The organism is Desulfocurvus sp., assembly GCF_023230885.1.
Classification (GTDB): domain Bacteria; phylum Desulfobacterota; class Desulfovibrionia; order Desulfovibrionales; family Desulfovibrionaceae; genus Desulfocurvus.
The window spans coordinates 1-14,062 of record NZ_JALNWM010000073.1 but is presented as its reverse complement, the minus strand read 5'-3'; the positions used below and the strand labels follow the sequence as shown (position 1 = coordinate 14,062).

The 14,062-nt window shown below is 75.4% G+C and carries 12 protein-coding genes; all 12 read left to right on the top strand.

Going from position 1 to position 14,062, the window contains the following annotated elements:
- Nucleotides 1-507: methyl-accepting chemotaxis protein (locus M0P34_RS07015; RefSeq protein WP_291497811.1), on the top strand; the 507-nt coding region annotated here is incomplete at its 5' end.
- A gap of 142 nt (nt 508-649) precedes the next feature.
- A complete protein-coding gene (locus M0P34_RS07010) occupies nt 650-1,525 on the top strand; it encodes an alpha-1,2-fucosyltransferase (RefSeq protein WP_291497809.1) in 876 nt (291 codons plus the stop codon).
- Nucleotides 1,522-2,586: a glycosyltransferase gene (locus tag M0P34_RS07005; protein ID WP_291497807.1), complete on the top strand. Its 1,065-nt coding sequence runs from the start codon at nt 1,522-1,524 to the stop codon at nt 2,584-2,586. Before M0P34_RS07010 ends, M0P34_RS07005 begins: the two co-directional genes overlap by 4 nt.
- Nucleotides 2,583-3,788, top strand: a complete 1,206-nt coding sequence (locus M0P34_RS07000; protein WP_291497805.1) for a glycosyltransferase family 4 protein — start codon at nt 2,583-2,585, stop codon at nt 3,786-3,788. Before M0P34_RS07005 ends, M0P34_RS07000 begins: the two co-directional genes overlap by 4 nt.
- A gap of 56 nt (nt 3,789-3,844) precedes the next feature.
- Nucleotides 3,845-5,047 carry a glycosyltransferase family 4 protein gene (locus M0P34_RS06995; protein ID WP_291497803.1) on the top strand — a complete coding sequence of 401 codons (1,203 nt, stop codon included), beginning with the start codon at nt 3,845-3,847 and terminating at the stop codon, nt 5,045-5,047.
- Nucleotides 5,044-7,341, top strand: a complete 2,298-nt coding sequence (locus tag M0P34_RS06990; RefSeq protein WP_291497802.1) for a glycosyltransferase — start codon at nt 5,044-5,046, stop codon at nt 7,339-7,341. The genes M0P34_RS06995 and M0P34_RS06990 overlap by 4 nt, the downstream gene beginning before the upstream one ends.
- Nucleotides 7,331-8,341 carry a glycosyltransferase family 9 protein gene (locus M0P34_RS06985; protein WP_291497799.1) on the top strand — a complete coding sequence of 337 codons (1,011 nt, stop codon included), beginning with the start codon at nt 7,331-7,333 and terminating at the stop codon, nt 8,339-8,341. Before M0P34_RS06990 ends, M0P34_RS06985 begins: the two co-directional genes overlap by 11 nt.
- A 67-nt stretch (nt 8,342-8,408) precedes the next feature.
- Nucleotides 8,409-9,563: a glycosyltransferase family 4 protein gene (locus M0P34_RS06980; protein WP_291497797.1), complete on the top strand. Its 1,155-nt coding sequence runs from the start codon at nt 8,409-8,411 to the stop codon at nt 9,561-9,563.
- Nucleotides 9,557-10,798 (top strand): MraY family glycosyltransferase, encoded by a 1,242-nt coding sequence (locus tag M0P34_RS06975; protein WP_291497795.1) that lies wholly within the window; start codon nt 9,557-9,559, stop codon nt 10,796-10,798. Before M0P34_RS06980 ends, M0P34_RS06975 begins: the two co-directional genes overlap by 7 nt.
- 172 nt (nt 10,799-10,970) lie before the next feature.
- A complete protein-coding gene (locus tag M0P34_RS06970; protein WP_291497793.1) occupies nt 10,971-11,867 on the top strand; it encodes an AAA family ATPase in 897 nt (298 codons plus the stop codon).
- Between the two features lie 54 nt (nt 11,868-11,921).
- Nucleotides 11,922-12,956, top strand: a complete 1,035-nt coding sequence (locus M0P34_RS06965) for an HD domain-containing phosphohydrolase (RefSeq protein WP_291497791.1) — start codon at nt 11,922-11,924, stop codon at nt 12,954-12,956.
- On the top strand, nt 12,953-14,062 hold a 1,110-nt coding region (locus tag M0P34_RS06960), incomplete at its 3' end, for a polysaccharide biosynthesis/export family protein (RefSeq protein ID WP_291497789.1). The genes M0P34_RS06965 and M0P34_RS06960, both read left to right, overlap by 4 nt.

Genomic DNA, 14,062 nt, shown 5'->3' with positions numbered 1-14,062 from the left:
GAGGCCGCCCGCGCGGGCGAGCACGGCAAGGGCTTCGCCGTGGTGGCCGCCGAGGTCCGCAAGCTGGCCGAGCGCAGCGGCGCCGCTGCCGCCGAGATCGGCGAGCTGTCCTCGGGCAGCGTGCGCGTGGCCGAGGAGGCCGGGCAGATGCTCGAACGCATCGTGCCCGACATCCGGCGCACCGCCGATCTGGTGCAGGAGATAGCCGCCGCCTGCGGCGAGCAGGACGCCGGGGCCCAGCAGATCAACAAGGCCATCCAGCAGCTCGACCAGGTGGTGCAGCAGAACGCCTCGGCCTCCGAGGAAATGGCCTCCACCTCCGAGGAGCTGTCCTCCCAGGCCGAGCAGTTGCGCATGACCATGAGCTTCTTCCGCATCGGCGCCCAGGCTCCGGCCCGGCGCGCGGCCGGGAGCGCGGCGCGCAAGGCCCTGCCCGCCGCCCCTCCCCGGGAGGGCGTGCGCATCGCCCCCGGGGACGACGACGGCGACGGGTTCGAGCGGTTCTAGCCCGGGGCGGCGCGCGGCCGGGTTCTTTTCCGGGCCGCGGCGCCTGCGGGGTGTGGCCTCCGGGAGCGGGGTGGGGTAGTATCGGTTCCGGCGGGCTCCGGCCGGAACGGTTCCGGCCCCGGGCCCGCCCTGGCGGAGGGCCATGATCGCAGTCAGGCTCATGGGCGGGCTGGGCAACCAGATGTTCCAGTACGCCGCCGGGCGCGCGCTTGCAGCGCGCACCGGGGGCGAGCTGGTCTTCGACCTGTCGGCCCTGGAGGCGGACCCTGCCGGGCGGAGCTACGCCCTGGGGGCCTATCCCGTGCGCGGGCGCGTGGCCGGGCCGGGGGATCTTGCGCCTTTTCCGCCCCGGGCCCGGGGGCGGGCCGGGGCCCTGGCGGCCCGGCTGCGCACGGCCCTGGCCCCGCGCGGGGCGCGCCCCATGCGTTTTCGCGAGCCCCATTTCCACTACGCCCCGGCCTTCGCCCGCCTGGGCGGCGACGTGTACCTTGACGGCTACTGGCAGTCCGGGCGCTATTTCGAGCCCGTGGCCGGGGCCGTGCGCGCCGAGCTGACCCTGCCCGCCCTGGGGCCCCGGGCGGCGGAGCTGGCCGCGCGGGTGTCCGCCGGGCCCTCGGTGGGGGTGCATGTGCGCCGGGGCGACTATGTGAGCGACCCGCATATCGCGCGCACCCACGGCGCCCTGCCCCCGGAGTACCACCGCCGCGCCGCCGCCCTGGCCGCCGAGGGCCTGGAGCGCCCGGAATTCTTCGTCTTCACCGACGACCCCGACTGGGTGGCCGCCCGGCTGGACCTGGGGGCGCCCTTCACCCTGGTGCGCGGGCTGTCGGCCCACGAGGACCTGCGCCTGCTCTCCCTGTGCCGCGCGCGGGCCATCGCCAATTCGTCCTTCAGCTGGTGGGCGGCGTGGCTGGGGGCCCCGGGCCGGGTGGTGGCCCCGGCGCGCTGGTTCGGCCCCGAGCGGATGCGCACCCGGCGCCTGGACGACCTGTTCCCCCCGGGCTGGGTGCTGGCATGAGCGGCGCGCCCCGGGCCACGGTGCTCACCGCCGTGCACAACGGCGCGCCCTGGCTGGCGCGGTCCCTGGAGAGCGTGCTGGCCCAGGATTTCGCGGATTTCGAGCTGATCGTTGTGGACGACGCCAGCGACGACGACAGCCCGGCCATCCTGGCCGCGACGGACGACCCGCGCCTGCGCGTGCTGCGAAACCCGCGCAACCTGGGGCTGACCGTGAGCCTGAACCGGGGCCTGGAGCTGGCCCGGGGCGCGGTGATCCTGCGCCACGACGCCGACGACCTGTCCCTGCCCGGGCGCTTCGCGCGGCAGATGGCCCTGCTGGACGCCCGGCCCGAGGTGGGCGTGTGCGGCGGGTTTGCGATCATGGCGGACGGGGAGGGCCGGCCCCTGGGCACCTACCGCGTGCCCCTGGGGCACGCGGCCATCGCCTGGGCCGTGGGTTTCGGCCACGCCTTCGCCCACCCCGCGGTGGCCGTGCGCACGGGGGTGCTGCGCGCGGTGAGCGGCTACGACCCGGCCTGGCCCGTGGCCCAGGATCAGGAATTGTGGACGCGGCTGGTCTGGACCACGCGCATGGCCAACATCGCCGAGCCTCTGGTGGAGTACCGCCAGCACGCGGGCATGGCCTCTCGCGCGCGCGGCGCGGAGCAGCGCGCGGCGGACCTGCGGGCGCGCGGGCGCTTCCTGGAGCGCCTGCTGGGGCGCGAGGTGCCCCCGGAGCTTTTGCGCTGGAATGCGGTGCCGCCCCTGCCGGGGGCCCCGGGCCGCCCGCCGGGAGCCGACGCCCGGGAGCTGGCGGGCTTCGCGCGGGTGGTGCTCGCGGCCCTGGGGGCGGTGCGCCGTCGGTTCTGCTCCACGCGGGCCGAGGCCGGGGCCGTGGGGCGGCTTGCGGGGCGCAAGCTGCATGCCCTTGCGGCCGGGGCCGCCGGAGCCCGCGCGCCCCTGCTGGCGGCGCGGCTGCTGGCCCGGGCCGTGATCCTGGACCCGTCGCTCCTGGCCCCGGCCGAGCTGGCCCGGGCCGCGCGCGCGGCCCGGCGGGCCCTGCCCGGGGGGCGGGCGTGAGAATCCTGCATGTGGCGCCGCGCCTGTCCGGCGGCGGGCTCGAAGTCTATCTGCACGAGGCCATCCGCAGCCTGGCGGCCCTGGGCCATGTTTCGGCCGTGCTCCACGCCCACGGCGGGGGCGCTCCGCCCGCCGGGGCCGCGGCCCGGGTCCACCTGGCGCCGGGGGTCACGGACATCGGCTGCCCGGACCTGGCCCGGAGCCTGGACCGGGCGCGCGAGGCACTGCGCGCGGAGGCCCCCGACGTGATCCTGCTGCACGGCGCCACGCAGCACCGCCTGGTGCGCCTGCTGGCCGGGGCCGCGCCCCTGGTGCGCTTTGTCCACGACACCCACTGCCTTTGCCCCGGGGGCGGCAAGACCCTGCGCCGGGGCACGGCCTCGGGCCGCCCGCAGCCCTGCCCCCACGCCCTGGGCTGGGCCTGCCTGGGCCGGGCCTGGGTCCACCGTTGCACCTCGCGCGATCCGCGCGTGGCCCTGCCCCTGCTGGCCCACCTGCGGGCCAACCTGGCCCTGTATCGCCGGGGGGCGGCCCTGGCCTGCCCCAGCGCCTTCATCCGCGCGCTGCTCGTGGACAACGGCTTCGACCCCGGGCGGATCACGGTGCTGCCGCACAGCACCGTCCCGCCCGCCCGGCCCGGGCCCGCCCCGGGCGGGCAGGGGCCCGTGGCGCTCTATGCCGGGCGGGTCCACTGGGGCAAGGGGCCGGGCGTGCTGCTGCGGGCCCTGGCCCTGCTGCCGCCCGAGGCCACCTTGGACGTGGCCGGGGACGGCCCGGACCTGCAAGGGGTCAAGACTTTGGCGCGCGACCTGGGGCTGGCGGAGCGGGTGCGCTTCCACGGCTGGGTGGACCGCGCGGCCCTGGACGCGCTGTATTCCCGGGCGGCGGCGGTGGTGGTGCCGTCCCTGGTGCCCGAGGCGTTCTGCATGACGGGCATCGAGGCCATGGCCCACGGGCGGCCGGTGGTGGGCGCGGATTGCGGGGCGGTGGGCGAGTGGCTGGAGCACGGGGTCACGGGCTGGCTGGTGCCCCCGGGGGACGCCCGCGCCCTGGCCGACCGGTTGCGGGATGTTCTTTTCAGCACGGAACTTGCAAAAGTAATGGGCACGGCGGGGCGTGAGCGCGTGGAACGCCAATTCACCCCCGACGCGCACGCCTGCGGGCTGGTCCGGCTGCTGGAGCGGACGGCCCGGGGCGGCTGAAGTCACCCGCAACCCCATCCGGGGCGGCCGAAAAGGATTTTTGGACAGCCCGAACCATGCGCATCCTCGTGCTCACGCCCACTTTCCTGCCCGTGGTCGGCGGGGCGGAACTGCTGCTGCTGCAAGTGTTCCGCCGCCTGGCCGAGCGTCACGACGTGCTCCTGCTGACTCCGCACCTGCCCCCCGGGCTGCTGGCGGACCACGGCAACCCCGAATACGACGCCCTGGTGAATTTCGCCGTGCGGCGCTACGCCGACCGGCTGACCCTGATGCGTATCCCCGGGCACCGGGCCCTGCGCGGGGCCATCCCGCCGTTCTCCCTGTCCGCCGTGGGCGCCGTGGCCCGCGCGGCCCGCGAGTTCCGGCCCGACGTGCTCAACGTCCACTACTGCATGCCCACGGGGCTTGCGGCCTGGGTGGGCCAGCGCCTGCTGGGCCTGCCCACGGTGCTCAGCCTGACGGGGCGCGACGTACCCGGGCCGGGGGTGCCCCCCCTGTGGCGCCGCTGGCATCGGCTGGTGGGCCGGGCCTGCGCCGGGCGGACCCACGTCACCGAATTCTGCCGCCGGGCGGTCTACGGGCCCCGGCCCGGGGGCGACGCCGGGGTGATCATCGCCAACGGCGTGGACGAGGCCCCGCCCAGCCCGCCCGGGGCCGCCACGGCCCTGCGCGCGGAGCTGGGCGTGCCCGAGGGCGGGGCGCTGATCTTCGCCTTGCAGCGGCTGGACGCGGTCAAGCGCGTGGACGTTCTGCTGCGGGCCATGCCCCTGGTCCTGCGCCGCCATCCCGGCACGGTGCTCGCCGTGGGCGGCACGGGCCCGCAGGCGGGAGCCCTGCGCGCCCTGGTCCGGCAGCTGGGGCTCGAGGGGGCCGTGCGCTTCACGGGCTTTTTGCCCGCCGCCGCCGTGCCGCTGTACATGGACGCCGCCGACCTCTTCGCCTTCCATTCGACCTACGAGACGTTCGGCATCGTGCTGGCCGAGGCCATGATTCGCGGCCGGGCCGTGGTTTCCGTGGCCGACCCGGCCATCGCCGAGGTGGTGGACCACGGGCGCACCGGGCTTCTGGCGCCCATCGGCGAGCCCGAGGCCCTGGCCCGGGCCCTGTGCGACCTGCTGGCCGATCCGGGGCGGCGCGAGGACATGGGCATGGCCGGGCGGGCCAAGGCCCGGGCGCTTTACCGCTGGGACGCCCTGGCCGGGCAGTACGAGGCCGTCCTGGCCCGGGCGGCCGGGCGGCCGGGCGAGGGCGCGCGGTGAGGCCGGGCCGTGCCCCGGGGCCGCCCCTGCGTGTGGCCTACCTCTTCGGCCACGACCATTTCATGGGCGGGGGCGAGCGCAGTACCGCCGAGCTGATCCGCAGCCTGGACCCGGAGCTGGTGCGCCCGCTGGCGCTGCTCCCCGGGCCCGGGGAGCTGTACGGGCATTTCCTGGCCGCCGGGACGGACACCGGGCTGGCGGCCCTGCCCACCCTGCGTGCGCCGTGGTCCGCCGCGCCCTGGCGGGCCGTGGGCGCCCTGGCGCGGCTGCTGCGCCGCCGGGAGGTGGCCGTGGTCCACGCGGGAACGCCCCGGGCCGCCCTGTACGCCGGGCTGGCCGGACGGCTGGCCGGGGTGCCGATGGTCTGGCATGTGCGCGAGGCCCTGCGCGATCTGCCCTGGTACGACGCCCTGCTGGCCGGGCTGGCCTCGCGGCTGCTGTGCGTTTCGGCGGCGGTGCGCGACGCGCGGGTGCGGCCCCTGGGCCCCTGGGCCGAGGCCCGGGCGGCGGTGGTCCACAACGCCGTGGACACCGCGGCCCTGCGGCCCGACCCCGGAGCCCGCGCGGCCCTGCGCGCGGAGCTGGGCGTGGAGCGGGACGCGGTCCTTTTCGGGCTGGTGGGCAACGTCATCGCCCGCAAGGGCCACGACGTGTGCCTCGCGGCCCTGGCCCGGGCCCTGGAGGCCGCGCCGGGGCTGCCCGTGCGGCTGCTGCTGGCCGGGCGCCAGGAGCCCGAGCCGGAGTTCGCCGCCCGGGTGCGCGCCCTGGCCGGGGCTCCGGGGCTGGCCGGACGGGTGCATGTGCTGCCGTTCACGCCCGGGGTGCGCGCCCTGTATTCGGCCCTGGACGCCCTGGTCCTGCCCACGCGCAGCGAGGGCTTCAGCCGTGCGCTTATCGAGGCCATGAGCATGGGCCTGCCCGTGGTGGCTTCGGACCTGCCCGAGGTGCGCGAGGCCGTGCCCGGGCCGGAGCACGCCCTGCTGGCCCCGCCCGGCGACGCCCAGGCCCTGGCCGGGCAGCTGCTGGCCCTGGCCCGCGACGCGGCCCTGCGCCAGCGCATGGGCGCGGCCAACCGCGCCCGGGCCGTGGCCCGTTTCGACCTGGCGGCCCATGCCCGGGCCGTGGAGGGTGAATATTTCCGGCTGCTGGCCGCGCGCCGGGGCCGGATGCGCCGGGCGGCCAAGGCGGCCTGGCTGGCCGGGCGCGGGGTGCTGCTGCGCGCGGCGCCGCGCGCGCGCCGGGCCCCCGGGTCCGGGCCGGTGCTGCTGCTGGCTCCGCCGCGCCTGGGCGACGCGGCCCTGGCCCTGGACGTTCCGGCCCTGCTGGCAGGCGCCGGGCGGCGGGTGGAGGTGCTTGGGCGCGGCCCGGCCCTGGACGTGCTGGCCCTGTCGCCCCACGTCGCCCGGATCCACGGGCACGGCCCCGGGGCCGCCGGGCTGCTGCGCGCGGCGCGCGCGTTGCGCGGGGCGGGCCTTGGCGCCGTGCTGGACCTGAACCTCGACTGGCGCCTGGCCACGGCCCTGGCCGCGCGGGCCACGGGCGCGCCCTGCACGGGCTACGACGTGGCCGGGCGGGCGCCGCTCTACGACCAGGCCCTGCCCGGGCCGGACGACGAACCCATCGCCGCCGTGTACGCGCGCCTGGCCCGGACCCTGGCCGGTCCGGAGGCCGCCGCGCCCGCCGGACCCGCCCTGGCGGTGCCCGGGGCGGCGGCCCTGGCCGTGGCCGAGCGCCTGGGGCGCGCCGGGGTGGCGCCCGGCCAGGCACTGGTGGTGATCCACCCCGGAGCCACGCACCCCACCCAGCGCTGGGGCGCGGCGGCTTTCGCGGCCCTGGCCGCCGGGCTGGCCGCGCGGGGCGCCGCCCGGGTGGCCCTGGCGGGCGGGCCCGGCGACGCGGCCCTGGTGGCCGACGTGCTGCGGGCCCTGGCCGGAGCCGGGGCTCCGCCGCCGGTCCTGACGGCCACGGATCTTGCCCTGCCCGAGCTGGCGGCGCTGCTGGCCCGGGCCTCGGTCTTCGTGGGCAACAACTCGGGGCCGCTGCACCTGGCCGCCGCCCTGGGGCGGCCCACGGTGTCGGTCATGGGCCCCACGGTGGCCGCGCGCTGGACGCCCCGGGGCCCCGGGCACGCGGTGCTGCGCGCCCCGGTCGCGGGCTGCCTGGGCTGCGCCCGGGCCGTCTGCCCCCTGGGCCGGGCCCTGTGCATGGAGCGCGTGGCCCCCGGGGCCGTGCTGGACGCCGTTCTGGCGGCCCTGGCCGGTGCTTCCGGCGGGGAGGGCGGCCATGACGCATGAGGCGCGCGGCCCGGTGCTGGCCGTCCTGGTGGCGGGCATCGGCGACCTGGTGCTGGGACGCGACGCCCTGCGGGCCCTGCGCGCCGGGCTGCCCGGGCGCGAGATGCATCTTGTGGTCAACGCCCAGGCCCTGCCCCTGGCCCGGGTCATGGCCCTGGCCGACGGGCTGCACGGATTTCCCATCCGCGAGCTGCGCTCCGGGCCCGGGGCCCTGGGCCGGGCCCTGGGGGCCGTGGCCGGGCTGCGGCGCCTGGGGCCGGCCCTGGCCGTGAACCTCTATCCGCCCGCCTCGCGGGCCGGGGCGTTGCGGATGGGCCTTTTGCTGCGGGCCACGGGGGCGCCCGGGCGGGTGGGCGTGGCGGCCCTGGGCCTTGGCCCGTGGCTGACCCGGGGCGTGGCTCCGGCGGAGCTGGCCGGGCTGCACGCCGCCCGGGTCATGGAGCGGGTGGCCCTGGCCGCCGGGGGCGTGCCCGCTGGTCCTGCGGGGCCCGTGGACCTCGCCCTGGCCGGGGGCTGCCGCCACGACGCCCTGCTCGGGGGCGGGGGGCCGCTGGTGGGCCTGAACCCCGGCACGGACCAGCCCGGCAAGCGCTGGGCCCCCGGGGCTTTCGCCGCCGTGGCCGACGCCCTGGCCCGGGAGTTCGGGGCGCGCGCGGTGATCCTGGGCGGCCCCGGCGAGGAGGCCGCGGGCCGGGCCGTGGCCGGGGCCATGACCTCGCGCGCCGCGGTGCTCACCGGGCGGATGACCCTGGCCGAGCTGGGCCATGTGCTGACGCGCCTGGACCTGCTGGTGACCACCGACTCCGGGCCGATGCACATGGCGGCGGCGGCGGGGGTGCCCCTGGTGGCCGTGTTCCGGGGCTCGGACCCCGCGCGCTTCGGCCCCCTGGGCGTTCCCGGGCGCTGCCGGACCCTGGCCTGCGCCCCGGGGGGCGATGTATCCGCCCGGGCGGTAATCGCTGCCAGTCGGGATATTCTGCTTGCAGGGCGGGCCGAATGAGGCGAAAATTAACGCATGGGCCGTCTTTTTGGCACCTTTGTTGCTTAAGTAGCCGGGGATGCCGCCGATGAGAAGACGAGTGCTGCACGTCCACACCCTGCCCGTGGTCAGCGGGTCGGGGCTGAACACCTTCCTGTCCATGCGCGGGCTGGACCCCGCGCGCTGGGAGGCCGTGCTGGCCTGCGCCCCGGGCGGGCGCCTGGAAGACCTGGTGCGCGGGGCGGGCCTGGGGTTCGTTCCCGTGCCGGACCTGGTGCAGCCCGTGGCCCCGGGGCGCGACGTGCGCGCCGTGCTGACCCTGGCGGCCCACCTGCGCCGCGAGCGCTACGACGTGGTGCACACCCACAACTCCAAGGCCGGGTTCGTGGGGCGGCTGGCGGCGCGGCTGGCGGGGGTCCCCCGGGTGGTCCACACGGTGCACGGCTTCGCCTTCCACGACCGCGAGCCCGCGCACCGCAGGGCGCTGTTCCGGGCCCTGGAGCGCCGCGCGGCGCGCTGGTGCGCGCGGATGATCTTCATCTCGCGTCCGCTCATGGACTGGGCCGCGCGCGAGAACATCGTCTGCCCGGGCGGGTGCGCGCTGATCCCCAGCGGCATCGAGCTGGAGCGCTTCCGGCCTGTGGACCCGGCGCGGCGCGCCGCCCTGCGCGCGCGCTGGGGGGTGGCCCCCGGTGCGCCGGTGGCGGGCATAGTGGCCAAGCTCTGGGAGGGCAAGGGCCACGACGTGCTGCTGGATGCCTTCGCCGCCGTGCGCCGCGAGCTGCCCGGGGCGGTGCTCATGGTGGTGGGCGAGGGGCATCTGCGGGCCGGGCTCGAAGCCCGGGCCGAGGCCCTGGGCCTGTCCGGGGCGGTGGTGTTCACCGGGTTTTTGGACGATGTGGCCCCGGCGGTGGGGGCCATGGATGTTTCGGTGCTGCCCTCGCTGTTCGAGGGCCTGGGCCGGGTGCTGCTGGAGGCCATGGCCATGGGCCTCCCGGTGGTGGCCTCGCGGGTGGGGGGCATCCCCGACGCGGTGGCCGACGGCCTGACGGGGTTGCTCGTGCCCCCTGGCGACGCCGGGGCCCTGGCCGGGGCCCTGCTGGCCGTGCTGGGCGATCCGGCGCTTGCGGCGCGCATGGGCGCTGCCGGGCGGGCGCGGGTGGGCGAGCGCTTCGAGGCGCGCGCCATGGCCGCATCCATCGAGCGGGAGTATCTGGCCCTGCTCGGGGAGGAACGATGCTGAACCTGACCTGGAAGAAGGCAATCCTCGTGCTGGCCCTGGCGGCCCAGGCGCTGCCCCCGGTGCGCGCGTACTATTTCGACGCCGGGATGCGCTGGCAGTACATTTTGCTGTTCTCGTTCCTGGTGGCCTATCTGGCCTCGCCGCTGTGCGCGGCCCTGGCCCGGCGGCTCAATGTCATGGACCGCCCGGACCTGCGCAAGATCCACCACCGGGCCACGCCGCTTTTCGGCGGGGTGGCCGTGTTCGCGGCCCTGAACGTCGCCCTGCTCATGAACGGGGTGCTCCTGCCGGGCATGGGCGTGCTCATGGCCGCCGGGGCGGTGATCTTCGTCACCGGGCTGGTGGACGACGTGTGCGGCCTTTCGCCGCGCACGCGGCTGTTCATCCAGCTCGGGGTGTCGCTGTTTGTGGTCGGCTGGGGCGGGCTGGCCCTGACCGTGGCCGTGGGCGGCCCCTGGACCCTGTGGATCAACGTGCCGCTGACCCTGCTGTGGCTGGTGGGGCTGACCAACGCCATGAACTTCTTCGACGGCATCGACGGGCTGGCCGCCGGGCTGTCCATCATCACCTCGCTGTTTCTGGGCATCCTGGCCTTCAAGACCAACCAGCCCGCCCTGGGCTGGCTGGCCGTGGCCATCGCCGGCTCCTGCCTGGGCTTTATGCCCTACAACTTCCTGCTCGGCCGCTCGGCGGCGCTGTTCCTGGGCGACGCGGGCAGCACCTACCTGGGCTTCATGCTCGCGGGGCTGGCCGTGCTCGGCGAATGGTCGGCCACCAGCCATTTCGTGTCCCTCACCGCGCCGGTGCTCATCTTCGGGGTGCTGATCTTCGACATGGTCTACATCACCCTGTCGCGGATCAAGAACCGCCGGGTGCGCAACGTGTTCGGCCCCCTGGCGACGCCGGGGCGCGACCACCTGCACCACCGCCTGCTGTTCATGGGCTTCGCGCGCAAGGAGGCGGCCTTCGCCATCTTCACCATCGCCGTGTGCCTGGGGGTCAGCGCGCTGATCATCATCGACGGCCAGCCCGAGGACGCCGTGCTCGGGCTGCTCCAGGCGGGGCTGATCCTGGCGGTGATCGTGGCCCTGATGTGGAAGGGCCGCGACGTGCCCGGGGCGCGCCGCCCGCGCGCGGCGCCGCCGCAGTACGACCTGTGGCACACGCCCCTGCGTCCGCTGGACGTGGACGCCTCGGCCCGCGAGGCCCGGGCCGCCTGCGAGCGCACCCATTGACCGGGCAGCTTTTGCCGCCCCCGGGGGCGCCCGCCCGCCCGGCGGCCCCCGCCGCGCCCCGCCCGCGCCCGGATCGCGCGCCGCGCGCGGCGCGCTGGCCCGGACATTGCAGTTTGGGCACGGAGCCGGAAGCGGACGCCGCGCCCGGACAAAGCAGACAAGGACGACCCGCATGAACAGCCTGGAATTCTTCGGACTGCGCAGCAAGCCCTTCGAGGGCAACACCAACGTGCGCTTCTTCTACATGAGCCAGGGCCACGGCGAGGCCCTGGCGCGCCTGCGCTACCTGGTGCGCGACCGCAACATGGGCATCGGCGTGCTCACCGGCGAGATCGGCAGCGGCAAGACCATCACCCGCTGCGTGCTGGAGCGGATGCTGGCCGTGTCGTCCTTCACCACGGTCAGCCTGGAGAGTTCCAACCTGCCCTTCGGGCACCTGGTGGCCGAGTTCGTGCGCCAGCTTTCGGGCGCGCCCCTGGAGCTGGCGGGGCTGACCAAGTACGAGCTGCTGTTCCGCTTCAAGAAGCTCGTGTGGGACAAGGTCGCCAGCAAGGGCGGGCACCTGGTGGCTTTCCTGGACGAGGCCCAGCAGATGGCCCCGCGCACCCTGGACGAGCTCAAGAACCTGACCAACCTGTCCAGCGGCGGCGACAATTACCTGACCCTGATCCTGGTCGGCCAGCCCGAGTTCCGCGACATCCTGAACGACATGCCCCAGCTCGACCAGCGCGTGAGCCTGCGCTTCCACCTCAATTTCCTGGCCCGCGACGAGATGGGCAGCTACATCGCCCACCGCCTGCGTATGGCCGGATTGCCCGAGGGCGCCACGCTTTTCGACGAGGAGGCCTGCGAGCTGATCTATCGCGAGACCCAGGGCATCCCCCGGCTGGTGAACAGGATATGCAAGCTGTCCCTGGATCAGGCATATTCGTTGCAACAACGGGACATCGGCGCCGGGCTGGTGGCCGGGATCATCGAGGACGTGCACCTGCAAAAGGGCGAGGACGGTACCTCGCGCGGCAGGAAATGGTATTGCTCCGTCGGGACCGACGGCGCGCGAATGGCCTAGGCCGCGCCGCGGCACCGGCGGCACCCTCGCCACAGGACGTGCGAGCAGGGGAACATGGAAAATCATTTCAGCGTATTCGACCTTGAACGCAGGAAGCAGGAGCTGGCCCGCGAACGCGGCGCGCGCGGCGTGGCCCCCGGAGGGCCCGAGCTGCCGCCCCAGGCCCGGGCCGCCCTGGGCGACGGGCCGTCGGCTCCCCGGCTGCTGGAGGCCCTGGGCCGGGGGTTGGAGGCCGTGGTCCGCGCCCTGCGCGAGGGCCGCGACCCCGACGGAGCGCCCCTGGCCGAGGCCGTGGCCAGGGCGGTGGCGGCGGACCAGCCCGACGGGCTCTACGAATACGCGGCGCTGCACGGCTCGGGCTCCGGGTTCGTGGAGCGCGCGGTGTTCACGGCCCTGGCGGCCATGAAGATCGGCGCCGGGCTGGCCTTCGACCACGAACGGCTGGCCGCGCTGAGCCTGACGGGGCTGCTGCACGACATCGGCCTGTGCCGCCTGCCCGAACGGCTGGCCCGGGCCGGGGCCGAAACCCTGGGCCCGCAGGACAGGGCCAAGCTGCGCACCCTGCCCCTGGTCAGCTCCCAGATCGTGGAGCGCCTGGGGCCGGAGTTCGCCCCGGTGGCCCGGGCGGTGGCCCAGGTCCGCGAGCGGGTCGACGGCAGCGGGCACCCCATGGGCCTGCGCGACAAGCAGATTTCCGAGCCCGGCGCCGTCGTCGGGCTCGTGGCGCACATCGTCGCCCTGCGCCAGCCCGGGGCCGGGGGCAACCCCTACATGCAGCCCGCGGCCATCCGCCAGGTGGTCACCGCCGAGAAGCAGTGCTTCCCGCGCCGGGTGCTCAAGGAGTTCCTGGACCAGATTTCGCTGTTCCCCGTCAATACCCTGGTGCGCCTGAACAACGACTCCATCGGCCGGGTGGTGGCCACCTACCGCAGCCAGCCCATGCGCCCGACCATCGAACTGCTCTACGACGGCCTGGGCAAGCGCAAGGACGTGCCCAAGGTCATCCAGCTGTCCAGTTTTCCGCTGCTGCATGTTGTGGGCGAGGTGGACCCCGCCCAGCTCGCCGGAGCGCGTGAGGAGGAGCCGTGAGCGGCGCCGCGCGGCTCGCGCCGCTGCTCCTGTGGCTCCTGGCGGCGGCCCTGCTTGGCGGCTGCGGCGCCACCACGGCCGCCACGGGCGTTCCGGTGGCCGAGGTGGAGAGCCTGCGCGTGGAGCGCCGGGCCCGGGCCGAGCGCTCCCTGGCCGAGCGCGAGGAGCTCGAACGCATGAGCTTCGCCACCGAGAACAGCGTGTTCAAGACCGTGGACGGCCTGCCCGAATACCGCGTCGGGCCCCTGGACGTGCTGGCCATCTCCGCGCGCTTCGGCGAGGAGGTCCGCGCCAGCGAGGTGGTGGTCAACAACCGGGGGCTCATCTCCTATTCCTTCGTGGACGACCTGCCCGTGGCCGGGCTCACGGCCACCGAGATCGACGACCTGCTCACCCACCGCCTGGAGGAGTACCTGCGCAATCCGCGCATCGATGTGCTGGTAACGGAGCACCGCAGCAAGCGGGCGTCGCTGCTGGGCGAGGTGGCCTCCCTGCGCCAGACCAACTCCAACGTGGCCCTGCCAAGCGGCAAGGTCACCCTCACCGGGCGGACCACCCTGGTGGAGCTCATCTCGCGCGCCAGCGGCTACACCCAGAACGCCGACCTGCGCAACGTGCGCCTCATCCGCCGGGGCCGCTCCTACGACATCAACGTCTTCGACATCATCGAGCAGGGCAAGGACTGGATGAACGTGGTCATCGACGACGGCGACGTGGTGGACATCCCCGAGCTGCCCGAGGGCGGGCGCAAGGTGTTCGTCATGGGCGAGGTGGTCGTCCAGGGCATGTACGACGTGAAGAAGGCCGACACCCTGCTGGCGGCCCTGGCCGCGGCCGGAATGCCCACGCGCACCGGGCGCGAGGAGAGCACCCTCGTGGTCCGGGCCGACGCCGCCGGGGGCGCGCCGCTGGTCATGAGCGTGGACGTGTCGCGGCTGCTCAAGCACGGCGACCTGTCCCAGAACATCGCCCTGCGCGAGGGCGATCTGGTCTACGTCCCGCGCGAGATCGTCGGCGACATCAACGAGTGGATCGTCAACCACACCCCGCTGCTGGATTTCGTCATCGAGTACCCCCGCGACATGCAGGACGTGTACTTCTATCTC

Bases quoted from the DNA above. Each gene is read 5' to 3' on its own strand.
- M0P34_RS07010 (WP_291497809.1), top strand. From the start codon at position 650: ATGATCGCAGTCAGGCTCATGGGCGGGCTGGGCAACCAGATGTTCCAG.
- M0P34_RS07005 (WP_291497807.1), top strand. From the start codon at position 1,522: ATGAGCGGCGCGCCCCGGGCCACGGTGCTCACCGCCGTGCACAACGGC.
- M0P34_RS06995 (WP_291497803.1), top strand. From the start codon at position 3,845: ATGCGCATCCTCGTGCTCACGCCCACTTTCCTGCCCGTGGTCGGCGGG.
- M0P34_RS06985 (WP_291497799.1), top strand. From the start codon at position 7,331: ATGACGCATGAGGCGCGCGGCCCGGTGCTGGCCGTCCTGGTGGCGGGC.
- M0P34_RS06980 (WP_291497797.1), top strand. From the start codon at position 8,409: ATGAGAAGACGAGTGCTGCACGTCCACACCCTGCCCGTGGTCAGCGGG.
- M0P34_RS06975 (WP_291497795.1), top strand. From the start codon at position 9,557: ATGCTGAACCTGACCTGGAAGAAGGCAATCCTCGTGCTGGCCCTGGCG.
- M0P34_RS06970 (WP_291497793.1), top strand. From the start codon at position 10,971: ATGAACAGCCTGGAATTCTTCGGACTGCGCAGCAAGCCCTTCGAGGGC.
- M0P34_RS06965 (WP_291497791.1), top strand. From the start codon at position 11,922: ATGGAAAATCATTTCAGCGTATTCGACCTTGAACGCAGGAAGCAGGAG.